The following is a 21,477-nucleotide window of genomic DNA, read 5'->3' on the forward strand; positions in this document are numbered from 1 at the left end:
CTTCAGCGGAGCAGGCGCGTTAGCGACTGCGTCCGCTGGAAGGCCTTGTTAAATCCAGATTGATAAATCCGCATCAAACCCCACCTTTTTTCTCGAATGCGCATGAGCTATTGCAATGCCTACACTAGTCAGGTCAAGATTGTTAAATGAAGATTTCGCGATATCTTCAAGAAATCTTTCGAACTTTGGGCATATTGACTTTAGATAGTCTGTTGCCTCATTCTTATTCATCATTTGGCTGTTATTTATCTGTATTAGCTTATTGGCATTCTCTTCTGAGATAGCCTGCTGCTTACACAGAGTTCGAATTACGTCATCATCCATCCCTTTCGCCTGAACAAGATTGACATTGTGCTGACATGGAATAATGACATTCCAGATATTAGGGCTTTCCTCGGCGATATCGTTTAGTTGCTCTCTCTCAAAGCCTTTGCAAAATATTGCCTTATAGGTTTGCATTAATATATTTACAATATCTCTAGAGCCGGCCCTGATAGCAGCGCAACCAACATACTCTAGATGTTTGTAGTTCGAGTCCTTTTCGCCTACAGCATCTGCAAATACAAGTACTGCATCATTCAAGTAATCAGCAAACATCTGCAGGCTTGTGATATTGAGTCTTCTTGTGTACCCGAGATTAAAACAACAAGCCAATATATCAAGCTGCGTGCCATTCAATTTTGGTGCAATTGATAAGGACTCATTCAAAACCACCTGAAGCAGGCTTCTTTCTTCTTCTTTCGAACGATCAACCAAAATATCAACCAGAATATCCCCTAGTTCCTTATCACCTGAGCGTGCATATTCCTTTTGTGCTTGAAAAAGTGAATGTTGAAAATCTGGGTCTTCTGATGCTTTTAATCCACCTGGATTTTTTTCTGAGAGCTCTTCTAAAAACTGCTCAGTGATCTCTTTTGCTCGCTGATCAGCGGTTTCTTTAGCCACTCCAGCGAGTTTATAGAAGTTACCCTCGAATACCTCTAAAGCTATTTCTTTTACGTGTGCAATCGATAAGCCTGTGTTTACCGTTATATTTTCGGCTTGTAGATTTACAGAATTATCTCCTGACTCTTGTGTTTTCTTACTTATCATCTTTATCCCTGTTTTTATTCGAGACGTTGATGCTTCCGCCAACTTGGATGTTGGTGGAATTGTCACCGCTTTTCTGTGACATATTATTGTTCGATGACTTTCGGAAGAAAATCCACGATATAACAGCAACCCCGATACCGCTGAAGACCCATTCCTTATTGGCAATTATGTAATCCAGCACTTGATTCTCCATTAGAGGATTTAACGCCTCATATCAGCCGACCACATAAGCAGAGCGACGAAGGAGCGGCGCTTTTGTGGGTCGGCTGCATGTGATTGTTAGAGCGCATTTACTTTGGCTCTGAAATAAACCTGAGAAACGCATCACCCATTCCGGTTGTACGTTTCTGCCCCAAACCATTTCCACTCATCGTAGTATGCATGCCGTCGGTATTTATTAGGCCTCGCGTGTATAAGTCTTTCCAAAGCTGGTCATACAAATCTCGGCGACCACGCATTTCCGGCATATTATATTCCAATACGCTACTCAAGCCGCCCATGCTCATGTTGGGCGGTGGTGTTGGTGACTGAAACAGCTTCAATATTTGAATGTGTAACTCTGTTAGGGAATCTACGAAATTCAAAAACAGGTGTTGCATTGCTTCTTCTGGCGCTTGCCCAGTAGCAATATTCGCAACGGCATTGCGAAGGGCTGATAGCTTTTCCTCTTTGTGTGTTCTCAAAGCGAGCTGTGATGCATACATTGCCGCAGAAATAAACTGTTCATTTTCTTGAAGCGTTTCTAGGTTTAGCCCTTTTTCTTCCAATTCTTGGAGCTTCTCTCCAACTTGGGCCATCCATGCCACCCGGCGCTTTTCGAGAGGCGGTTGCACAACGTTTTGGAATAGCTCCACAGCCGCACCACCAACAATTGGAATTGCTGACAATCCCGCCTTAGTGATCGAATGCGCTACATCCCTTTTAGATGGTTCTGGCACTTCTAGCTTTTCTTTATCCATGATTATTTCCTACTGCGCTCTAACGTTTGGTTAAGGGGCGGGCTTTAGCCCGTCCCAGTGAGCGAGGCGAACGGTTTGAACCACTAGTTAGAGCTGCCGAACTGATACCTAGCCTCTCTTTCCAGAACCAAAGCTACCAGGGAATCTTGCCCAAGAATCCAGCATGTCAATTTTCTTAGGGGACTTCTTGGTTTTTTTAACAGTGATTTTTGCTTTAGCCAATGCTGGCTTGGGAGCTGGTTTTGACGCTCCTTGTATTTTGCTGGGCTTGGCATTGATAAAATTACGAAGCTGGACATCTACGTTTGGTGGCGATGAAGACCTGATAAAAATAGGACTCCCTTCATCCAGCTTGCATTCTAAACCGCAGCGAAAGCAGAACCACTTGATTATTTGATGCATGTATTTTGTATCTTTGAATATGGTTACTATTTTTTCTATATGTATGCGGTCGCCATGTTTTATTGCATGAGCTGCCGCGAATTCAGAGGCTTTAATTAGCGCTTGTGAATTTGCAAGCTTTTTAATGTCGATAAATTCTTTTACTGCTGGATTTGATAGTGCGGCTAACAGCTTCTCTTCTTCACTCATTCGTCAACCATTTCTACTGTGATTTGCGAGGAGTATTGGCTTGTGCAGCAGTGCTGCCAAAGGCTCTAACGCCTGCATTTGCGGCTGGTTTGGAGCGCAGCGGAAAACCAGTCCGACAACATGCACTTGTTATGTATTGATCATTAGCGCCGGCCAAAACGCTTGGTTTATACAAATAACGCAGTGGTTCGATTTTTTCTTAACGCCATCCATTAACGTTTTGTTATAACTAAAATCGTAGATAAATTTTGGGTCATCTGAATTAATCTTAATGCCAAGAAACCCATACCAAAGTAAAAGCTGGAAAATCTTCTTTGTAATCTCTCCTGGCTCAGAACCTTCAGCGATTAAAGCTAAGACATCAGATTCATTTAGCTCTGATTTGCATCCAATAAATGAATAAAGAACATTCTCAGATTCAGGCGCAATATCTCTCAATTCGTAACCAATATCCCTAAGAAGATCCGATGCGTATGCCGACAATCCCTTTTCAATATCAGATTCAGATATAATTTCATGATTTAAATTTATAGCAAAGCTTTTGCAGTGGTTGATCAAGTTTAATAAGAACCTGGGTCTCATTAACGACCTATCTATAAAGTACTGAGATGACTCTTCACCTTTATAGTGACTTACAATAATCTTCAACCAGGCTTCGACGAATTCAGTGTTCTCATCCAATCCATTGGCAACAATTCGCAATCTAACCAGCTCCCTAAGTAAATCAGGGTCTGTCCAATCTAATAAAACACTTGCTTCTTTCCCTCTATCAGCCGTTTCTTTTACAAGGAGTTCATACACATCATTTCTCAAGAAAACTGCTGTCTTTATGTCAAGTTCTTTTTTTCCAAATACTCTTTCAATTTTTCTTGTCGCATCAATTAAAGCCCGAATTATTAATAGATCGTTATGCTCCAACCCCGACGTAGGCCATCCGTTGTCAATATTGTCAAACAAAAGCCATAGCGTGCCTTTGTTCTCCATGTAATTCAGCAACTCTTGACGCAAAGCCTTTACATCATGTTTATAGAGTAATTGTGTAAGATCAGAGGACGAAAGGCTGACCTTTTCTTTTCCAGAATGGATCGACTCATATTCAGAATATACTTTTTCCATAAGCTGCGACATACGCTCAGAAAAATCACCATCTGAATCATAGTCGTCAACGTTATATATATTTGCTAGAGCTCTATAACCATCATAAAGCACATGATCATGAATATGTCTTTTCTTATCTTTCTCCAATATTTTGTAGCAAATCTCAAGAAGTAAAACGTATTCCCAAAAGGCCGTTATCGTATGTAAATAGGTTCCTTCTTCTAGAAAATTAAGAATTCTCTCTTTAAACTTTATTAATTTATAGCCATCAGGCTTTAAATCTAAAACTATATTCTTGCTTCGATTTCTATCTCTCTCAATATCTCTTATTTGTAGAAAAATCGCTGATTTTCCAGAACCCTTTCTTCCAATAACAAGATGAGCTTCCCCTCGTAACGCTTTAAGATACTGATCAGTTTCCAAATAATAAGAGCTCAAATCCCGCATTTCGTTTTCCGCTGAGGAAGATCCTAAGTTTAATTTTTTAAGAAAGGATCGTTCAGTTAGCTTTTGCTCTTCCGTTTTCTCTTGAAACGCCCTAGCGACATCACTAGCAAAGTCAGCAATATGATCATTCACATCATCGGGATGATAAGTTACGTTAACAAAATCTCTATAGTCTAGGGGAACAGGATCGTCGCCATTTTGTAGTATTCGAAATGCCTTGCCCATACCCTCAGACAACCCTGCTATAAATGCGGCGCGTAGATTATGAATGGCATTCCCAGATGAATCTTTTGATAACAGTGGCACTAAGACTCCATAGGAAGACGAAACTTGATTTATCGCATCATACGCCGAAAGACGTGGTTGTTCATTTGGATCAAAGTTTCGGAAAATATAGCCAGACTTTTTTATACGAGAAACTATTCGACCAGACCAGTCCGTTTTATATGGCGTTTCTAACAAGTAAACTGGCGCTTGGCGGTTGACTCGTGATGAAATCTCTAAAGGTGATTTTTTCGACGCTTCTAAAATAAAAGATTTTAGTTCCTGAGAGTTCTGATACTCGCGATAACCAAGAGTATCGAATATACCAACCTTGTCTGCTATTAAGTCTTGATTTTCGATACTTTTATTCTTGGTTAACAAGACTCTCTTTGATCTTCCAATCGCGTAACCAATTTCATAAACCACATTGAAGTTAAGCTTCGTTATATCTGCGATAAGAAAATCAGCTTCGTCTATGCCCTTCAGAACCTCAGTTGAAATAAAATGGCCAATTATGTCTAGTTGCACCCATGTATTGACGCAAGTACCTGACTGAGACCGATTGTACTCATCAACCGCCTTTTCTATACATTGTCCTATTTCATTTGGCTGTGATGGGTACGCATAAAATCCCGTCAATTCACTCATTTTCATTTATCCTTTTAGTTTCGCAATGTTCCACATGCATGGCTTGCATAACGCCTCAATAACCGGCGCAGCTTTGCTGCGTCCGGCGCCGTAGGCGCGCAGTTGATTGACTTGTTATGTGTTGAAGCCTACGTACCTTTGCTTAACCCTAAATATGCAATGTATAAGCCTAGTAGCGAGACACCGAACCCCCACAGCCACTTCCAATGAGCCAAATAAAATTCAACGACCGAATGAGCAATATCCGAAGTCCAGTGCCTATCGGTGTAAATTCCAACAATATGCGGATCGTCGTACGTTTTAATCTCTCCGTCGTACCAGTCTTTTATCCTCTTTAACATGACAACCCTTTATATCGCCGCAGACACATAACGCCAAGCACACCGGCGCCACGCCAGTGGCGTCCGGTGCTGTGACTTGTTAAGTGTGTTTAATCCATTTCCCACTGTTCGAGATCCGTCACGGGATTGGGTAGCCGACCCTCAAGCCAGTCAGCACAAGTCCCAGGTTTAAACTGAGGATCGTGACATTCAATAACCCAAGACAAAAACGCATCAGGCCCACCATTCATATACGGAGGCGGCGATACCGGATGGAAAGACGTTGGCAATCTCTCATCTATCGAAAGGTAATTGAGTACGTGACCGAGTTCTTGAACCGTTTGCCACGACAACAAATGGCCAATATCGATAGTGAACTTCACCCACCATCGACCATCATCGTCAGCGCCGTGCCCTATTGCTCCTTTAACTGACGGAACCTGTTTCAGGAAATCAATAAGCTTTGTAAATTCTCGATTATTCATTGGATACACTTAACATGTATTAGACCGCCTTCTACATAACCCAATCATCGTGAAGGCCGTATAACACGATGGGATATTTTTAAAATCAAGATTAAAGCACAGGGATCAACAGGTTACAAGGCTCTACATTTTGATAATATTTTCTGCTTGATCCGACTGTTTTTACTGGCAGACTACTGGGCAACTTATCCAGAGACAGCCTGTCAAGAAGAGTCCGGCCAGACACTGAATGCCGGCAATTTGCACAGCGACAGCAGCCGGTTATCCCTGATAACCGGCCAACAGCCCTCCCCCGCACAAGGCAGATTCGGGTGTGGTGACGTTGGGAACAGGTCTTTAGCGGTTTGGGCCGCAGGACCGAACCAGCGGCAGCCTGCTCCCAACGTCACCATACCCAGCCGCCACAGTGCAAAACCCCCAACACCACAGCACAAAACAGCCCGCTACATGGTTATGTGAAACCTGTGCGTCAGCGACTTCTTGAAGTCCTTGACCACCGCCAGCGAATCCCGCAACAGCTCGCGCTCGAACTTGTTAAGCAGCTTGAAGTCGATCTCGTTGGGGGTTTCGTCATGGGTCTGGCCGCTATCGGTCACCCGCTGGATCTGCTGCTGCAGACGCAACTGGATGAAAAAGCTCAGCGCCTCGGCCAGGTTGGCCGCCATTTCCCGCTCGACGATTCTGCATTCGGCCAGCAGCTCAAGCCGCTTGAAGGTGTTGGTCTCGATGATCTTGTTTTGCAGCGCCATGGTGCGCACGCCATGCACGATCGGAAACACCCCGGCCTTCTTGATATCCAGCCCGTGACTGGTCTTCAGCTGGCCAAAGAAGGTCAGCGGTGTCTCGAAGTCCAGCGCGGCCCGGGCAAAGAACGAAAAAAACACCTGATCAGTGAAGATCTCGCGCATGAAGGCATTGCGCGACACCTTGAACAGCGCCGTGTTGCCTGCCACCGGCTTGCCATCGGCGGCGATCGCCAGATTCATCATGTCGGTGGTATTGCTGCTGCGGCTCCATTTGCCCAGCTTGCCGGTCCACTCGCGTACCGAGTTCACCCACTCCGGATTGGATACCATGATGTTGCCCGGGCAGGGCGGAAAACCGAAGGAAATCAGCGTGTCGCTGAACTGCTGCATGACCTTGTGCATGTCAGGCCAGTCCAGCCCGTCGCGATAGATCAGGCCGTTGTCCTGATCGGTCTTCATGATCTGCTCGCCCCGCCCCTCGGAGCCCATGACGATCAGGCAGACGTGCGGGTGTACTTCCTTGGGTACGATCAGGTCAAACAGCTTGCCCAGGATGCGACTGTTGACCGCTGCCAGCAGCTCCATGGTGAAGCGGATTTTCACCCCGGACGAAAGCAGTGCCTTGATCAGGTCGAACAGGCCGAACGACGCCTCGCGCAACTCCTCTACCGTCTGCGCCCGCTCCACCCGCAGGCCGATCACATGGGAGTGGCTGGAGAAGTGGCTCAGCACATCGGTCAGCTCGATGATGCCGGTCAGACCGCCCTGCTCGTCGGTCACCACCACACGCTCGATATGTTGGCGGGTCATGATGATCAGTGCGTTGAACAGATAATCATCGGGCTGGATGCTGATCAGCCGGTAGCTGGCAATCTCCGCCACCGGCGTATCCAGCGGCAGCTTGTCGAGAATCACCGCATCCAGCAGGTCGGTGCCGGTCACCATGCCATAGCGATTGCCCTTGCGTGCCAGCAGACAGTCGGATTTTTCCTCGCGCATCAGGCGGGTGGCTTCCTCGATGCTGACGCCTTCGGACACGATCAGCGGCTCGCGGATGGTGCTGTCCTTGATGCGGGCCAGCATGAACTCTGCCATGTCCTGGTTGGGTGCATGCTGGGCGACGATTTCGCGCTTGGCTCCCAGATTTTGCTGGAAATACTCGCCAAACTGCGGGTTGCTGTCGATCAGTTCGAACAGCGTCTGGGTCGGTATCAGGTGGGCGCAGGTCTGTTCCACGGCATAAAAGCGGTGAATCGCCTGCCCGTTGAAGATCGACCAGCCGCCAAAATACTCTTCCGCCTCGTAATACATGAATACGTTGGTGGCCGGCTCGCCGTCAGCGCTTTCAATCCGGTGGTCGGCTTCCGCCACCTTGCCGCCGCAGATCACAAAAACACCCCGGGGTGGTCCGCCGGCTTCGATCAGGACATCTCCCGGAGCGAATTGCATGTACTCCACAGCAGCCAGCAGCCTTTCCTGTTCATCCTCGTCCAGCAAGCTGAAAGGTACGACGTGCAAATTGAAGGGTACCGACATGCGCATCTCCTTGTTGTATTTTTGCGCCCGGAGGCCAGCTGTCGACAGTCCGGCATGTAAGCCGAAACGCCGCTGCATTGCATGACAGGCAAGAGTATATTTTTTTGTCACAAATTAAATCACGCCTTTGGTCAAAAAGACCATTAGCCTGCGCATAAAACCGGCCAGATCCGATATCAGCCCGACCGTCATGTGCCTGCCGGCCGGATCAGGTATTCTGGGCCTGGCAACCTCTGGAGATCAGCATGAATACAACACCATTATTCAAACAGCTCGCCTGGATCAACGGCCAGTGGCGCGAAGCACTGAATGGTGCCACCACCGATATTTTTGATCCGGCGACCGGCACGCAGCTAGGCCAGGTTCCCTGCATGGGTGCCACGGAAACACGCCAGGCCATTGACGCCGCTGCCGGGGCTTTGCCGCAGTGGCGTGCCCTGCCCGCCAAAGAACGCGCCACACTGCTGCGCAACTGGTTTGAGCTGATCCTGGATAACCGGGACGAGCTGGCCCGCATCATGACCCTTGAGCAGGGCAAGCCGCTGGCCGAAGCCCGTGGCGAAATCCTCTATGGTGCGTCCTTTGTCGAATGGTTTGCCGAAGAGGCCAAACGTGTCTATGGCGACCTGCTGCCGGCACCGGTAGCCGGCCAGCGCCTGCTGGTGATGAAGCAGCCGGTCGGTGTGGTGGCTGCCATCACGCCCTGGAACTTCCCGTCTTCGATGATTACCCGCAAGACCGCTCCGGCACTGGCCGCCGGCTGTACAGTGGTGCTCAAGCCGGCCCCGCAAACACCGTTTTCCGCGCTGGCACTAGCCGAGCTGGCCCGGCAGGCCGGCATTCCGCCCGGGGTATTCAACGTGGTCACCGGTGATGCCCGGGCCATTGGCGGCGAGCTGACCGGCAACCCGCAGGTGCGCAAGCTCAGCTTCACCGGCTCCACCGCCACCGGCCGACTGCTGCTGCAACAGTGCGCCCATGACATCAAGAAAGTATCCCTGGAGCTGGGTGGCAACGCGCCCTTCATCGTATTCGGGGATGCCGACCTGGACCAGGCCGTGGCCGGCGCACTGGCCGCCAAATACCGCAACAACGGCCAGACCTGTGTCTGCACCAACCGTTTCTATGTACATGACAGCATCTACCAGCAATTTGCCGACAAGCTGCAACAGGCCGTGGCCGGGCTGCGCGTGGGCAACGGGCTGGACACTGACACCACGCTCGGCCCGCTGATCAATCCGGCCGCCATGGACAAGGTGCAGTCTCACATTGACGACGCGCTGCAACGGGGCGCACGACTGACACTGGGCGGTCAGCCCCATGCACTGGGCGGCACCTTCTTCGAGCCAACCATCCTGCTTGACGTACCTCATGATGCACTGGTGGCCCGTGAAGAAACCTTCGGTCCGCTGGCTCCACTGTTCCGTTTCAGCGACGAGAACGAAGTGATCCGGTTGGCCAACGACACCGAATACGGCCTGGCGGCTTATGTCTACACGCAGAACCTGTCACGCATCTTCCGCCTGTCCGAAGCGCTGGAATACGGCATGGTCGGCATCAATACCGGGCTGATCTCCAATGAAGTCGCACCTTTTGGCGGCATCAAGTCCTCGGGCCTCGGGCGCGAAGGCTCACGCTACGGCATCGAGGAATACCTGGAAATCAAATACATCAACATCAACTTGACCTAGCCGCTATCACGGTCATGCCCCGCCTATGCACGAGGTTGACAGCATTGGCGGGGCACGGGTGAAGCAAAACCCATACTTTCAGGTTAAACTCCCCTCCCCGCTTTTCCCGCTTTGACACAGGAACCCACCGGCCATGACCCGAAAACTTCTGACCGCAGGCGGCTACGACGCGCTCAAGAAGGAACTCAACTACCTGCTGCGCGAACACCGCCCGGAAATCACCGCCGTCGTCAGCTGGGCCGCCAGCCTCGGCGACCGCTCGGAAAACGCCGACTACACCGAGAACAAGCGCAAGCTGCGCCAGATCGACCGCCGCATCCGCTACCTGACCAAGCTGTTTGATGTTGCCGAGCGCATCGAATACAACCCGGCCCAGGAAGGCAAGATCTACTTTGGCGCCTGGTGCGAACTGGAAAACGACAACGGTGACACGCTGCATTTTCGCATTGTCGGCGACGAAGAGGTCTATGCCGCAAAAGGCCATATCTCGCTGAAATCCCCCGTGGCCCGCGCCTGTCTCGGCAAGGCTCTGGACGACGAGGTGGTGGTGCGTACTCCCGAAGGTGAAAGGCACTGGTATGTGACGGCTATCAGCTACAGCGGACCCGCCGGGTGATAACCGCTACAGCATGGTATCCACAGGCCGCGCATGGATACCACCGGCCGGCCCCAGCGGCCAAAACCGGCACCATTGTCGTACTTCACAGCCGTCCGTTTTGTCCTACACTGGCCGTGCATGCTCCGTGCTGACACAGCACATCCCGATGCCGCGCCAGCCAGACGTACCTACACCGTTGTTTCGTCTAAAAAGAAGAAGGAATATCACATGAAAAAGTTTCTCCTGATCCCTGCCATGTTCAGCCTGATGATCGGCTTTGCCCAGGCTGCTGACAGCTGGCTGCCAACCCTGAAGACCGACACCCCGGAACAGGGCTTCCAGCTGGCCATCAAGATGTCCCGCATGGGCGTGAAGACGGCCCAGCCCAACATGGACGTGCTGAAAAAAGGCCGTGCCGAGTACTCCAATGACGCCGAAGACCTGATCCAGGTATCCCACGTTGTAGCAACCAACTTTGCCACCGTCGCGGCTGCCAACAACTACTGGAAGTAATCCCTCCCCCGGATGTTTCCGCGGCCATGGACGGCCCCGGTCCGGAAGATTACCGCGCTGTTTCCTGCTATGCTCCGGCTATCTGTTGACTGTCAGCCATGGAGCATTTTCTTCGATGTATATCCTGCAAATCGACTTTCCCTTCGATGGCCCCTTCGCTGCCGAAATGGCACAGGCCATGCGCCCGCTGGCCGAAGATATCGCCACGGAAAACGACCTGCTGTGGAAAATCTGGACAGAAGATGCCGGCAATCACGAAGCCGGCGGCATCTACCTGTTTGCCGGGCGCGAAGCGGCCGAGGCCTATCTGGCCAGGCACAGCCAGCGGCTGCAGGCTGCCGGTGTCAGCGGCATCCGCAGCCGCATTTTTTCCGTCAACCAACCCCTGAGCCACATCAACCGGGCCCCGCTATGAGCAAACTCGACGAAATCCTTGCACAGAACCGCCGCGACAGCGAACGCGGTTACCGTGACAAAGCCCTGCGCATGTACCCGCATCACTGCGGACGCTGCGCCCGTGAATTCAGCGGCAAGCGCCTGAGCGAGCTGACCGTGCATCACCGCGACCACAACCACGACAATAACCCGCCGGACGGCTCCAATTGGGAGCTGTTGTGCCTGTATTGCCATGACAACGAGCACCAGCGCCAGGTAGACCTGCACTATCAGAAAGAGGAAGCCGCCGGCCAGAAAGGCCCGCAGCAAACCTACAAGGGACTGGCTGGGCTGGCCGATCTGCTCAAATCCAGACAGGAATAGCCTGCTCGTCTGGCTTTACCCGGCCTCGACCGGGAAACCCCATCTGGCAGGCACTGCCTGGCGGCTACAAAAACCGCCCCTTGCGGTTTTCGATGCGAAACTCCAGCGTGGCAGCGCGATAACCGCTGCGCAGCTGGGGCAGCGGCAGGCAATGTTGCCAGTGCTGGCCGGCCGCCAGCGGATTGTCTCCGCCATACGAAGGGCTGTTGTAGCGCTCCTCGACCAGATTGGTGCGCTCTCCCGGCCGGTAGGCGGCAATGCGCCAGCTCAGGCTCTCCAGCGCCCGCCCACTGGTATTATTGACGCGCACCAGTAACGGCATGTCCGCCGGGCACTCGTCGGGGGCGTATTCAAGCGTCATCTGCAACTGTGCCAGTAGCCGCTCATTGCTCTTTTCCTGCCACTGCACCCACACCGCCAGGGTCAGAAGCACAGTCAACAGCGGTATGGCCACCGCCAGCGTGCGTTGCGGGTATTTGACCAGCAGCGTGAACCAGGTCAGGACAGGAATCAGTGGCGGCAACATGCTCAGCCTTCCGGATGATCGCGCAAGAAGATCAGGTGATTGGGACTGGACTGCTCCGCGCTAAAGTAATAGCCGTCCACATCGAAGCTGCACAACCCGGCGACCGATTCGATCCGGTTCCGAATCACGTAGCGTGCCATCATGCCCCGCGCTTTCTTTGCATAAAAGCTGATGATCTTGTACTCGCCATTTTTCTGGTCCTTGAAGTCCACATTGACCAGGTTGGCCTTCAGCCGCGACGGCTGCACCGCCTTGAAATACTCGTTGGACGCAAGATTGAGCAAGGTGCTCTGCCCCTGCTCGTCCATATAGGCATTCAGCGTGTCGGTCAGGGTATTGCCCCAGAACTGGTACAGATCCTTGCCGCGCCGGTTGGCCACCCTGGTGCCCATCTCCAGCCGGTAGGGCTGCATCAGGTCGAGCGGGCGCAACAACCCGTACAGGCCGGACAGCATGCGCAGGTGCAGCTGGGCGTAATCCAGCTCGTCAGCGCTCAGGCTGTCGGCGTCCAGCCCGGTATAGACATCGCCCTTGAACGCCAGCAGCGCCTGCTTCGAGTTGTCTGTGTTGAACTCCGGCTGCCATTCGGCATAGCGGGCCACGTTGAGGCCGGCCAGCTTGTCGGAGATTTTCATCAGCGCCGACAACTCCAGCGGACTGAATTCGCGCATCACGCCGATCAGCTCCTGCGCCTGCCCGACAAACTGCGGCAGCGTGTATTTGTCAGTGACCGGTGGCGTATCGTAATCCAGCGTTTTCGCCGGAGAAATGACCATCAACATAGGCTGTCCCTTGTAAATACTCCGGGCCATTGCCCGGTTTGCAGCCTACAAGTATACGCAGACCGGCATGATTTTGCAGGGCCGGATGACGCCTGTCCGCCGTCACAGCAGCCCGTTTGTTGCCTGCCACAGCAGACGCAGGCACAACAGCGTCAGCACCGTGTTGAACAGCAGGGTGAAACGCCGGTCGGTCAGCCTGGCCAGTTGCAGTAGTCCCAGCTTGGTGCCCAGCGCACCGGCCGCAATCATCAGCAGCACCAGCAGCAGCCACTCTCTGAAAACGAAACCGGCAGCACCGTATACCACCGCCTTGGGGCCATGCTGCAGTACCATGGTGGCGGCAAAGGTGGCAACTGAAGTCTGGCGGTCGTCTGCATGTTTTTGTTTGATGAAAGCCGCCACCAGCGGGCCGGTAGCGCCCACAAAGTGACTGAGAAAGGTGGTCAGCCCGCCGGCCACCAGCGTGCCCCAGTCGCCCAGCATCAACCTGGGCAACTTCGGCCCCCACACCAGATAGAGAATGAACGAGGCAATCGCCAGTTGCAGCACCGGCAATGGCAACTGCACCAGAAATAGCGCGGCCAGGGCGGCCCCCAACAGCGCACCCGGCATGAAGAACAGCACGCAGCGCCAGCTGATATGCCGCCACAGCATCAGCGCCCTGTTGGCATTGGAGCCGAACTGTACCAACCCGTGCACCGGAATGATCGCCGCCACCGGCATGGTCAGGCTCAGCACTGCCAGCAGAAAGACGCCGCCGCCCACGCCCACACTGGCCGTCAGGTAGGACGTGAATGCTGCCGTGACCACCAGCAATACCACTTGCCAGCCGTTCAGCGCATCGGGCAACCCGCTCAAGAAGAAATCCAGCATCGTCACTCATCCGCTTAACCAGCGGGCAGGATGCCATGCAGCCTGTCCCCCGCCTACCCTACGAAGGATTGTGCTGGCTGCTAGAAAATGGCGACCACTCGGGCCGCCATTTTCATTCACTAGCTTAAAAGCTGCAGTCAGACATCCCTGAACTGCTTTTCCCAGTCCTTGGCTTCCTTCTTGGAGGCACCGCCCAGCACTTCCAGCGCCTGACGCAGGCGGTAACGGGTCAGGTCGGGGCCGAGAATCACCATGGCATCCAGCACTGACACCGAGCTGGCCTGGCCGGTGATGGCAACGAACATCAACGGCATGATGTCACGCAGCTTGATATCCAGCGCGGCACCGACGCGGTTGATGCAGTCGGTGATGCCATCCTTGTCCCAGCTACGCTGGGCTTCCAGCGCCCAGAGGACAAACTGGATGGTCTGGCGCACCTGTTTCTCGTCCAGTTTCTTGTGCGCCAGTGCCTCGGCGGTCACCTGCACCGTACCGGAGAAGAAGAACGCCGCCAGCGGGGCGATCTGGCTGAAATTCTCCACCCGGCCCTGTACATGCGGTGCAATCTGCATCAGGTATTCCGGATTGAATGCCCACTTCTGTACCCGTGCAGCAAACTCCTCGACCGGCAGCTCGCGCAGCCACTGGCCGTTGAGCCAGGAGAGTTTTTCCACGTCAAAAATCGGTCCGCCCAGCGAGATGCGGTTGATGTCGAAATTCTCGATCATCTCGGCCAGCGAGAACTTTTCGCTCTCGTCCGGCATCGACCAGCCCATGCGGCCCAGGTAGTTGAGCATCGCCTCGGGCAGGTAGCCCATGCGTTCGTAGAAGGTGATGGAGGTCGGGTTCTTGCGCTTGGACAGCTTGCTCTTGTCCGGGTTACGCAGCAGCGGCATGTAGCACAGCTGCGGAAGTTCCCAGCCAAAATATTCGTACAGCTTGATCAGCTTGGGTGCGGATGGCAGCCACTCTTCACCGCGCAGCACATGGGTGATGCCCATCAGGTGATCATCGACCACGTTGGCAAGGAAGTAAGTGGGCAGGCCGTCGGCCTTCATCAGTACCTGCTCGTCCATGCGGTCCCAGCCGATTTCCACATCGCCGCGTAGCATGTCCTTGACCACGCAAACGCCCTCGGCCGGTACCCGCATGCGGATGACATGGGATTCACCGGCATCGACCCGGGCCTGTGCTTCAGCCTTGTCCAGGTGGGCGCAATGGCCGTCGTAGCCAGGCGTTTGCTTGTTGGCCATCTGTTCGGCACGCACGGCGTCCAGTCGCTCCGGCGAGCAGAAGCAATGGAAGGCATGATCCTTTTCTACCAGCTCGTTGGCGTATTTTTGGTAGATTTCGCTACGCTCGGACTGGCGATAAGGGCCGTGCGGGCCACCTACATCCGGACCTTCGTCCCACTCGATGCCGAGCCAGCGCAGGGCATCGAAAATCTGCTGTTCGGACTCGCGGCTGGAACGTAGCTGGTCGGTGTCCTCGATGCGCAAAATGAACTGACCGCCGTGCTGGCGGGCAAACACCATGTTGAACAGGGCTATGTAAGCCGTGCCGACGTGAGGGTCACCGGTGGGAGAAGGCGCAACGCGGGTACGAACAACTTGGGTCATGAATGCCATCCAGAATCAAAGGGTGAAAACAAAGGCGGCCATTCTAGCAAAAAGTATGAATGTGCGAATGAATTCGCACCTACGGCTTGCTACTGGCACTTTGTAGGTCCGAATTCATTCGGACAAACCCGGCAAAGCCGGGCTGTGTGTGGGGCCATGTGCGAATAAATTCGCACCTACGGCTTGCTTTCGGCACTTTGCAGGTCCGAATTCATTCGGACAAACCCGGCAAAGCCGGGCTGTGTGTGGGGCCATGTGCGAATAAATTCGCCCCTACGGCTTGCTTTCGGCACTTTGCAGGTCCGAATTCATTCGGTCAAACCCGGAAGAACCGGGTTGTGTGTGGGGCCATGCGCGAATGAATTCGCACCTACGGCTTGCTTCTGGGACTTTGTAAGTCCGAATTCATTCGGACAAACCCGGCAAAGCCGGGCTGTGTGTGGGGCCATGTGCGAATAAATTCGCCCCTACGGCTTGCTTTCGGCACTTTGCAGGTCCGAATTCATTCGGACAAACCCGGAAGAACCGGGTTGTGTGTGGGGCCATGTGCGAATGAATTCGCACCTACGGCTTGCTTCTGGCACTTTGTAGGTCCGAATTCATTCGGACAAACCCGGCAAAGCCGGGCTGTGTGTGGGGGCCAGATTATTCCAGTTCCAGGGTGCGTAAAACCTGCAATGGCAAAATGGGCAAAATCATGCCCCCCCAGAAGCAAGGCCACGACGAAACAGCTTCCGATTTGACCATGCGGCAGCTCAGGCCAGAACATCCGGCGTGCGCAGACTGATGCAGTGCGGCACCCGCTCCAGCACCCAGTGGGCCAGCGCCCAGCTCCAGATGTCAGGCAGCGGCGCTGTTGCCAGCTCGTCCGGTGCCGGCTGACCAAGAAAGCGCAAGGCATGCCACAGCAGGTTGCTGGCTTCGCCCGGTTGCAGTGCCGGTGCCAGCCGTTGCTTGGACCATTTTCGGCCATAGGCATCAGTTGCCAGCGGCAGATGGGCATAGGACGGCTGCGGATAGCCCAGACACTGTTGCAGGTAGATCTGCCGTGCGGTGGAACCCAGCAGGTCCGAACCGCGCACCACCGCGTTGACACCCTGCTCCGCATCATCCACCACCACCGCCAGCTGATAGGCAAACAGGCCATCGGCCCGGCGCAGGACAAAATCCCCGCAGTCACGGCCCAGCAGCTCCTCCCGCGTGCCCTGCAACAGATCATCAAAACACACCTGCTGCTCATCCCGTACCCGCAGCCGCCAGGCGGCCGGAGCCAGCTCGTCCAGACGGAGCGGCGCCGCCGATTCCGGACGACAGGTACCGGGATAGACCAGGCTACCGTCGCTAGCGGTATGCACTGCCCGCTCGGCAATCTGGCTGCGTGAGCAGTGACAGGCGTACAACAGGCCCTGCCCGGCCAGCCGTTCCAGCGCCGCCAGGTAGGCCTCGTCACGCCGGCTCTGCACCCATACTAGCCCGTCCCAGGCAAAGCCGAATGCCTCCAGCGTGCGCAGGATCTGGTCACTGGCACCGGGTACAGTGCGGGTCTTGTCCACGTCCTCGATGCGCACCAGCCACTGGCCGTTATTGGCCCGCGCATCCAGGTAACTGGCGGTGGCGGTGACCAGTGAGCCAAAGTGCAGATCGCCGGTGGGTGATGGAGCAAAACGTCCTCGATACGTCATCGGGTTGCCTTATTGTTGCGATACGGATTCAGAACGGCCAGAAAACCGGAATGAATAATACACCGAGCACCCAGAAAATCGCATTCAGCGGCAGGCCGACCTTGATGAAATCGGTGAAACGGTAGCCGCCGGCGTTATACACCATCATGTTGGTCTGGTAGCCGACCGGTGTCAGGAAACTGGTGGAGGCGGAAAAGGTCACGGCAATCAGAAAGGGCGTGGCGTCCACCCCCAGCATCTGCGCGGTGGAAAAGCCCACCGGCGTCAACAGCACGGCAGCCGCCGAGTTGCTCATCAACTCGCCAAACAGCAGGGCCATCAGGTAGACCACCGCCAGCACCACATGCGGGCCCATGTCGCTGACCAGTCCCACAGTGTGTTGCACAATGAACTCGGCTGCACCGCTGCTGCTCATGGCAATACCCAGCGGCAACAAGCCGGCCATCATGATCACGATCGACCAGTCGGTGGAGTCATAGACATCATCGACCTGCACACAGCCGGCCAGCGCCATGGCAGCCGCGCCGGTCATGGCAGTAATGGCGATCGGCAACCAGCCGACGGCGGCCACACCGACCACCAGTACCATCACCAGCAAGGCAAAGGGCGCACGCCAGCCCGGCTGTTCACTGCTCTGGCGCTGCGACAGCACCAGCACGCTCTTGTCCCGGCGCAGGCTGGACATGTCCTCCTCTGGCAGTGCCATCAGCAGGATGTCGCCCACCTGCAAACGCAGGCTGTTGAGCTTTTCGCGAATCACCTGCCCGCGCCTCTGCACGCCCAAAACCGAGGCGTTATAACGCCAGCCACGGTTCAGCGCCGCCAGCAAGCGGCCAGCCATGCGTGACTGTGGCGCAATCATCACTTCGGCGACGACGGTCTTGCCGGCTTTCTTGCCCTTGATCTGAAAATCGATCTGGCTGTTGAACTCCAGCTTGTGCTCCTGCTGCAGCCGCTCCAGGTCAGGCCAGGTACCGCGTATCAGCAGTACATCCCCGACCTGCAGCTGTTCGGAGCGTGGCGACCAGTATTTCTCGCCATCGCGCAGCAGCTCCAGCACATACACCGCATATTCCTTGCCAAGGTGCGCCTGCTCCACGCTGCTGCCAAGCAGACTGGAGTCTTCGGCCACCTTCAGCTCGGTAATGTAATGGCCAAAGTCATAGAGGTTATCCAGGTCGGAACTGCGTACCTCCGGCAACAACCAGCGGCCCAGGGTCAGCAGGTACAGACTGCCGGCGACAAAGCAGATGGCACCCAGCGGCAAGAACTGGAACATGCTGAACCCCGGATGGCCAAGGTCCCGCGCCACCGAGTTGACGATCAGGTTGGTCGAGGTGCCGATCAGCGTGCACACGCCGACCATCTGCGACACATAGGACAGCGGAATCAGCGCCTTGGACGGTGCCAGGCCGATTTTCAGGCTGGCGGCAATCACGATCGGGATGAACACGGCCACCACCGCCGTGTTGTTGACGAAAGGAGCGATCAGCGCCAGCAGGCCAAACAGCATCAGCAAGAATTGCAACGGCGAACGCGCCTTGCCCAGCAAGGTACTCAGGCCCGACAGGGCCCCGCTGTTCTGCAACCCGGCAGCAAGAATGAACATCGAGGCCACGGCAATGGTGGCCTGGTTGCCGAAACCGCTCAGCGCCTCACCGGGGCTGACCAGCCCGAGCAGCGTCAGGCTAACCAGTACCAGCACCGCAATGGCATCGGCACGCAGAGCCTCGGTGACGAACAGCACCATGGCACCTGCGGCAATGGTCAGCACCAGTGCAATTTCCAGTGTCATGCCGGCATTCCTGTAGTGTGCTACCTGGCTCCATGGTGCAGAATCCGCGAGCACAAAAAAAGCCCTGCAGGGCTTTTTTTGCAGCTTCCAGCTCGGGTTACTGCAATTTCCCCATCACCCGCTGCACCAGTTCCGGGTCAGTCTGCAGGCTTTGGGCGATTTCGTTGTATTTTTCTACACTGAGACCATAACGGCCAACCAGATTGCTGATCTCCTCATTGGCCCTGGCAATCAGCTGACGGCTTTTCTCTTCATCGTCAACGGCCTCCAGTTCGGCGGCGTATTTTTCACGCACTTCCATGATTGCCTGATACGAGGAGGCGAACATGTCCAGCTCCTGGTCAGTGTATTGACTCTGCTGCACCGATGGTGCCGTTTCAGGTTGCGCCGCCGGTTCCTGCGCCACGACATGCGTGGCAAACGTCAGACCGCCGGCCAGAGCCAGTGCAACAAGTTTCGGGGTTGTAAAATGCATAATCATTCTCCTGTAGCTGCGTCGTGGGTGCCGTGCCAGGCACGGCGCTTGGGTGTAGAACAGGTCTCGATAGTGCTTGGCATTACAGCCTGTACCGGATCGGCAGCGCAGGTAACGGGCGAAATGCCGCTCGATACGCTGCGTCCCCTGTGCGATACGGGCGCGGAGATCAAAGCGGCTCGCCGTCTACCGGATACACGCCGTTTTCATCATGGGTTTCCTTGCCACTCAGTGGCGGGTTGAATACGCAGGCCATCTTCATTTCGGAAAAGCCGCGCAGCAGATGCTCGTCGTGCTGGTCCAGCACATAGAGCGTGCCGGGCTTGATGGGATAGACCTTGCCGTCGGCCAGGGTTTCGATTTCGCCCTCGCCGCTGATGCAATACACGGATTCCAGATGATTCTGGTACCAGATATGGGTTTCGGTATTGGCATAAATGGTGGTGATATGGAAGGAGAAGCCCATGTTGTCGTCTTTGAGCAACATGCGGGTGCTCTCCCAGTTTTGCGCCACTATGCGGCGCGGGCTGTTTTCACAGTCTTCCAGTGTACGAACGATCATGTTGTTTCCTTGGTTGATTGTTTTTACTCAAATACATGCGCAGCCGCTGTACGAAGGACCCTGGCCCTGAGAGAACACCTCTCACGGGCAAGCCCTTTTGCACAAAGCGGCTTCAAGACGCCTTGCGCGTACTGCCGGCGTCGTCAAACACCTCGGCAAAGGCCTCGTCCAGAATGTCCATGGCGCGGTCAATCTGCTCTTCGCTGATCACCAGCGGGCACAGGCACTTCACCACCTGGCTGTGATTGCCGCTGGTCTCGATCACCAGGCCCTTGCCAAAAGCCAGCTCGCAAATGCGGCCGGCCGACTCGCCATCCGGGCAGCTGATGCCCAGCATCATGCCGCGACCTTTCACAAACAATTTGCTACCTGCGTGACGACGGGCAATCTGCTCCATGCGGATACGGATACGCTGGCCCTTCTCGCGCACGCTCAGGGCAAAGTCCTCGCTTTGCCAAAAGTGCTCAAACGCGGCTGCGGCAGTAACGAAGGCATGGTTGTTGCCACGGAAGGTGCCGTTGTGCTCGCCGGGCTTCCACTGATCCAGCTCGTTTTTCAGCAGCACCACGGCAAATGGCAGGCCATAACCGCTCAGCGACTTGGACAGCGTGACAATATCCGGCTGCACACCCATGTCCTCGAAGCTGAAGAAGCTGCCGGTACGGCCACAACCGGCCTGGATGTCATCGACAATCAGCAGCATGCCGTGCTGGCGGCACAGCTTTTCCAGCTGGCGCAGCCAGTCGGCCGATGCGGTATTCAGGCCACCCTCACCCTGCACCACCTCGACAATCACCGCTGCCGGCGTGTCGACACCGCTGGACGGGTCTTCCAGCAGCTTTTTCATCATGGCAATGGTGCTGACTTCCTTGCCGAAATAGTTGGCATAGGGCATGCGGCTGACATCATTCAGCGCGGTACCGGCGCCGCCACGATGATGCTCGTTACCAGTAGCAGCCAGTGCCGCCAGCGAGCAACCATGAAAGCCATTGGTAAAGCTGATGACATTGCTGCGTCCGGTTACCTTGCGTGCCAGTTTCAGCGCTGCCTCGACCGCGTTGGTGCCGGTCGGGCCGGTGAACTGCACCAGATAATCCTGCATGCCGCGCGGCTTCAGGATGATGCGGTTGAAGGTTTCCAGAAAGCGCTCCTTGGCCTTGGAATACATGTCCAGACCATGGGTCAGGCCGTCGTTTTCGATGTAATCCAGCAAGGCCTGCTTCAGCACCGGGTGGTTGTGCCCGTAATTCAGCGTGCCGGCACCGGCCAGAAAGTCGATGTAACGGGTGCCGTCCGCGCTGAACAGTTCGGCGCCCAGCGCCTTGTTGAACACGACGGGAAAGGAGCGGCAGTAACTGCGTACGCCAGATTCGTTTTGCTTGAAGATTTCCATGATTAACCTTTTGTTTTGTCGTT

General features: G+C 54.6%; 20 protein-coding genes. 5 read left to right on the forward strand and 15 right to left on the reverse strand.

The window, feature by feature from the left end; genetic code table 11:
* Positions 1 to 48: 48 nt before the first annotated feature.
* From AR306_RS05510 to AR306_RS05540, 6 genes are all read right to left on the reverse strand, one after another.
* Entirely contained in the window at positions 49 to 1,092 is a 1,044-nt protein-coding gene (locus tag AR306_RS05510; protein WP_101496563.1) for an LPO_1073/Vpar_1526 family protein, read from the reverse strand.
* 290 nt (positions 1,093 to 1,382) lie between these two features.
* Entirely contained in the window at positions 1,383 to 2,051 is a 669-nt protein-coding gene (locus AR306_RS05520) for a hypothetical protein (RefSeq protein ID WP_101496564.1), read from the reverse strand.
* A gap of 108 nt (positions 2,052 to 2,159) precedes the next feature.
* A complete protein-coding gene (locus AR306_RS05525; protein WP_101496565.1) occupies positions 2,160 to 2,642 on the reverse strand; it encodes a hypothetical protein in 483 nt (160 codons plus the stop codon).
* Positions 2,643 to 2,771: 129 nt separating this feature from the next.
* Positions 2,772 to 5,099, reverse strand: coding sequence for a P-loop ATPase, Sll1717 family (locus AR306_RS05530; protein WP_101496566.1), 2,328 nt, complete (start codon positions 5,097 to 5,099; stop codon positions 2,772 to 2,774).
* Positions 5,100 to 5,529: 430 nt separating this feature from the next.
* The gene (locus tag AR306_RS05535; RefSeq protein ID WP_101496567.1) at positions 5,530 to 5,904 is read right to left on the reverse strand and encodes a hypothetical protein; all 375 of its coding nucleotides are present in this window, start codon (positions 5,902 to 5,904) and stop codon (positions 5,530 to 5,532) included.
* Between the two features lie 443 nt (positions 5,905 to 6,347).
* Positions 6,348 to 8,186: a putative nucleotidyltransferase substrate binding domain-containing protein gene (locus tag AR306_RS05540; RefSeq protein ID WP_101496568.1), complete on the reverse strand. Its 1,839-nt coding sequence runs from the start codon at positions 8,184 to 8,186 to the stop codon at positions 6,348 to 6,350.
* 239 nt (positions 8,187 to 8,425) lie between these two features.
* Here AR306_RS05540 and gabD point away from each other — a divergent pair, with 239 nt between their 5' ends.
* The 5 genes from gabD (at position 8,426) to AR306_RS05565 (ending at position 11,747) form a co-directional block, all read left to right on the forward strand.
* A complete protein-coding gene (gene gabD, locus AR306_RS05545) occupies positions 8,426 to 9,877 on the forward strand; it encodes an NADP-dependent succinate-semialdehyde dehydrogenase (protein ID WP_407071183.1) in 1,452 nt (483 codons plus the stop codon).
* A 133-nt stretch (positions 9,878 to 10,010) separates the two neighbouring features.
* Positions 10,011 to 10,493, forward strand: coding sequence for a transcription elongation factor GreB (greB, locus tag AR306_RS05550; RefSeq protein ID WP_101496570.1), 483 nt, complete (start codon positions 10,011 to 10,013; stop codon positions 10,491 to 10,493).
* A 210-nt stretch (positions 10,494 to 10,703) separates the two neighbouring features.
* Complete coding sequence (locus tag AR306_RS05555) at positions 10,704 to 10,988, forward strand: hexameric tyrosine-coordinated heme protein (RefSeq protein WP_240622490.1); 285 nt, start codon at positions 10,704 to 10,706, stop codon at positions 10,986 to 10,988.
* 115 nt (positions 10,989 to 11,103) lie between these two features.
* Complete coding sequence (locus AR306_RS05560; RefSeq protein WP_101496571.1) at positions 11,104 to 11,403, forward strand: monooxygenase; 300 nt, start codon at positions 11,104 to 11,106, stop codon at positions 11,401 to 11,403.
* A complete protein-coding gene (locus AR306_RS05565; RefSeq protein WP_101496572.1) occupies positions 11,400 to 11,747 on the forward strand; it encodes a YajD family HNH nuclease in 348 nt (115 codons plus the stop codon). The genes AR306_RS05560 and AR306_RS05565 overlap by 4 nt, the downstream gene beginning before the upstream one ends.
* 64 nt (positions 11,748 to 11,811) lie before the next feature.
* Here the strand turns inward: AR306_RS05565 and AR306_RS05570 are convergent, their stop codons facing one another.
* The 9 genes from AR306_RS05570 to ectB form a co-directional block, all read right to left on the reverse strand.
* Positions 11,812 to 12,273: a multidrug transporter gene (locus AR306_RS05570; RefSeq protein WP_101496573.1), complete on the reverse strand. Its 462-nt coding sequence runs from the start codon at positions 12,271 to 12,273 to the stop codon at positions 11,812 to 11,814.
* Positions 12,274 to 12,275: 2 nt separating this feature from the next.
* Positions 12,276 to 13,055 (reverse strand): peroxide stress protein YaaA, encoded by a 780-nt coding sequence (gene yaaA / locus AR306_RS05575; protein WP_101496574.1) that lies wholly within the window; start codon positions 13,053 to 13,055, stop codon positions 12,276 to 12,278.
* 102 nt (positions 13,056 to 13,157) lie between these two features.
* The gene (locus AR306_RS05580; RefSeq protein WP_101496575.1) at positions 13,158 to 13,928 is read right to left on the reverse strand and encodes a sulfite exporter TauE/SafE family protein; all 771 of its coding nucleotides are present in this window, start codon (positions 13,926 to 13,928) and stop codon (positions 13,158 to 13,160) included.
* 137 nt (positions 13,929 to 14,065) lie between these two features.
* Positions 14,066 to 15,547 (reverse strand): glutamate--tRNA ligase, encoded by a 1,482-nt coding sequence (gene gltX / locus AR306_RS05585; protein ID WP_101496576.1) that lies wholly within the window; start codon positions 15,545 to 15,547, stop codon positions 14,066 to 14,068.
* Between the two features lie 755 nt (positions 15,548 to 16,302).
* Positions 16,303 to 17,229 carry a tRNA glutamyl-Q(34) synthetase GluQRS gene (gene gluQRS / locus AR306_RS05590; RefSeq protein WP_101496577.1) on the reverse strand — a complete coding sequence of 309 codons (927 nt, stop codon included), beginning with the start codon at positions 17,227 to 17,229 and terminating at the stop codon, positions 16,303 to 16,305.
* 28 nt (positions 17,230 to 17,257) lie between these two features.
* The gene (locus tag AR306_RS05595) at positions 17,258 to 19,024 is read right to left on the reverse strand and encodes an SLC13 family permease (protein ID WP_101496578.1); all 1,767 of its coding nucleotides are present in this window, start codon (positions 19,022 to 19,024) and stop codon (positions 17,258 to 17,260) included.
* Between the two features lie 97 nt (positions 19,025 to 19,121).
* Positions 19,122 to 19,499: a DUF4168 domain-containing protein gene (locus tag AR306_RS05600; RefSeq protein ID WP_166627830.1), complete on the reverse strand. Its 378-nt coding sequence runs from the start codon at positions 19,497 to 19,499 to the stop codon at positions 19,122 to 19,124.
* Between the two features lie 169 nt (positions 19,500 to 19,668).
* Complete coding sequence (locus AR306_RS05605) at positions 19,669 to 20,061, reverse strand: ectoine synthase (protein WP_101496580.1); 393 nt, start codon at positions 20,059 to 20,061, stop codon at positions 19,669 to 19,671.
* Positions 20,062 to 20,173: 112 nt separating this feature from the next.
* Positions 20,174 to 21,454 carry a diaminobutyrate--2-oxoglutarate transaminase gene (ectB, locus tag AR306_RS05610; protein ID WP_101496581.1) on the reverse strand — a complete coding sequence of 427 codons (1,281 nt, stop codon included), beginning with the start codon at positions 21,452 to 21,454 and terminating at the stop codon, positions 20,174 to 20,176.
* Between the last annotated feature and the right edge of the window lie 23 nt (positions 21,455 to 21,477).

It is taken from the genome of Thiopseudomonas denitrificans, from assembly GCF_002866065.1.
GTDB classification, from domain to species: Bacteria; Pseudomonadota; Gammaproteobacteria; order Pseudomonadales; family Pseudomonadaceae; genus Thiopseudomonas; species Thiopseudomonas denitrificans.

Coding starts and splice junctions, on each gene's coding strand:
- AR306_RS05570 (WP_101496573.1), bottom strand. CDS start 12,273: ATGTTGCCGCCACTGATTCCTGTCCTGACCTGGTTCACGCTGCTGGTC.
- AR306_RS05525 (WP_101496565.1), bottom strand. CDS start 2,642: ATGAGTGAAGAAGAGAAGCTGTTAGCCGCACTATCAAATCCAGCAGTA.
- yaaA (WP_101496574.1), bottom strand. CDS start 13,055: ATGTTGATGGTCATTTCTCCGGCGAAAACGCTGGATTACGATACGCCA.
- AR306_RS05580 (WP_101496575.1), bottom strand. CDS start 13,928: ATGCTGGATTTCTTCTTGAGCGGGTTGCCCGATGCGCTGAACGGCTGG.
- AR306_RS05520 (WP_101496564.1), bottom strand. CDS start 2,051: ATGGATAAAGAAAAGCTAGAAGTGCCAGAACCATCTAAAAGGGATGTA.
- AR306_RS05540 (WP_101496568.1), bottom strand. CDS start 8,186: ATGTCGGTACCCTTCAATTTGCACGTCGTACCTTTCAGCTTGCTGGAC.
- AR306_RS05565 (WP_101496572.1), top strand. CDS start 11,400: ATGAGCAAACTCGACGAAATCCTTGCACAGAACCGCCGCGACAGCGAA.
- ectB (WP_101496581.1), bottom strand. CDS start 21,454: ATGGAAATCTTCAAGCAAAACGAATCTGGCGTACGCAGTTACTGCCGC.
- gluQRS (WP_101496577.1), bottom strand. CDS start 17,229: ATGACGTATCGAGGACGTTTTGCTCCATCACCCACCGGCGATCTGCAC.
- AR306_RS05530 (WP_101496566.1), bottom strand. CDS start 5,099: ATGAGTGAATTGACGGGATTTTATGCGTACCCATCACAGCCAAATGAA.
- AR306_RS05535 (WP_101496567.1), bottom strand. CDS start 5,904: ATGAATAATCGAGAATTTACAAAGCTTATTGATTTCCTGAAACAGGTT.
- AR306_RS05595 (WP_101496578.1), bottom strand. CDS start 19,024: ATGACACTGGAAATTGCACTGGTGCTGACCATTGCCGCAGGTGCCATG.
- greB (WP_101496570.1), top strand. CDS start 10,011: ATGACCCGAAAACTTCTGACCGCAGGCGGCTACGACGCGCTCAAGAAG.
- AR306_RS05560 (WP_101496571.1), top strand. CDS start 11,104: ATGTATATCCTGCAAATCGACTTTCCCTTCGATGGCCCCTTCGCTGCC.
- AR306_RS05510 (WP_101496563.1), bottom strand. CDS start 1,092: ATGATAAGTAAGAAAACACAAGAGTCAGGAGATAATTCTGTAAATCTA.
- AR306_RS05600 (WP_166627830.1), bottom strand. CDS start 19,499: ATGCATTTTACAACCCCGAAACTTGTTGCACTGGCTCTGGCCGGCGGT.
- AR306_RS05555 (WP_240622490.1), top strand. CDS start 10,704: ATGAAAAAGTTTCTCCTGATCCCTGCCATGTTCAGCCTGATGATCGGC.
- AR306_RS05605 (WP_101496580.1), bottom strand. CDS start 20,061: ATGATCGTTCGTACACTGGAAGACTGTGAAAACAGCCCGCGCCGCATA.
- gltX (WP_101496576.1), bottom strand. CDS start 15,547: ATGACCCAAGTTGTTCGTACCCGCGTTGCGCCTTCTCCCACCGGTGAC.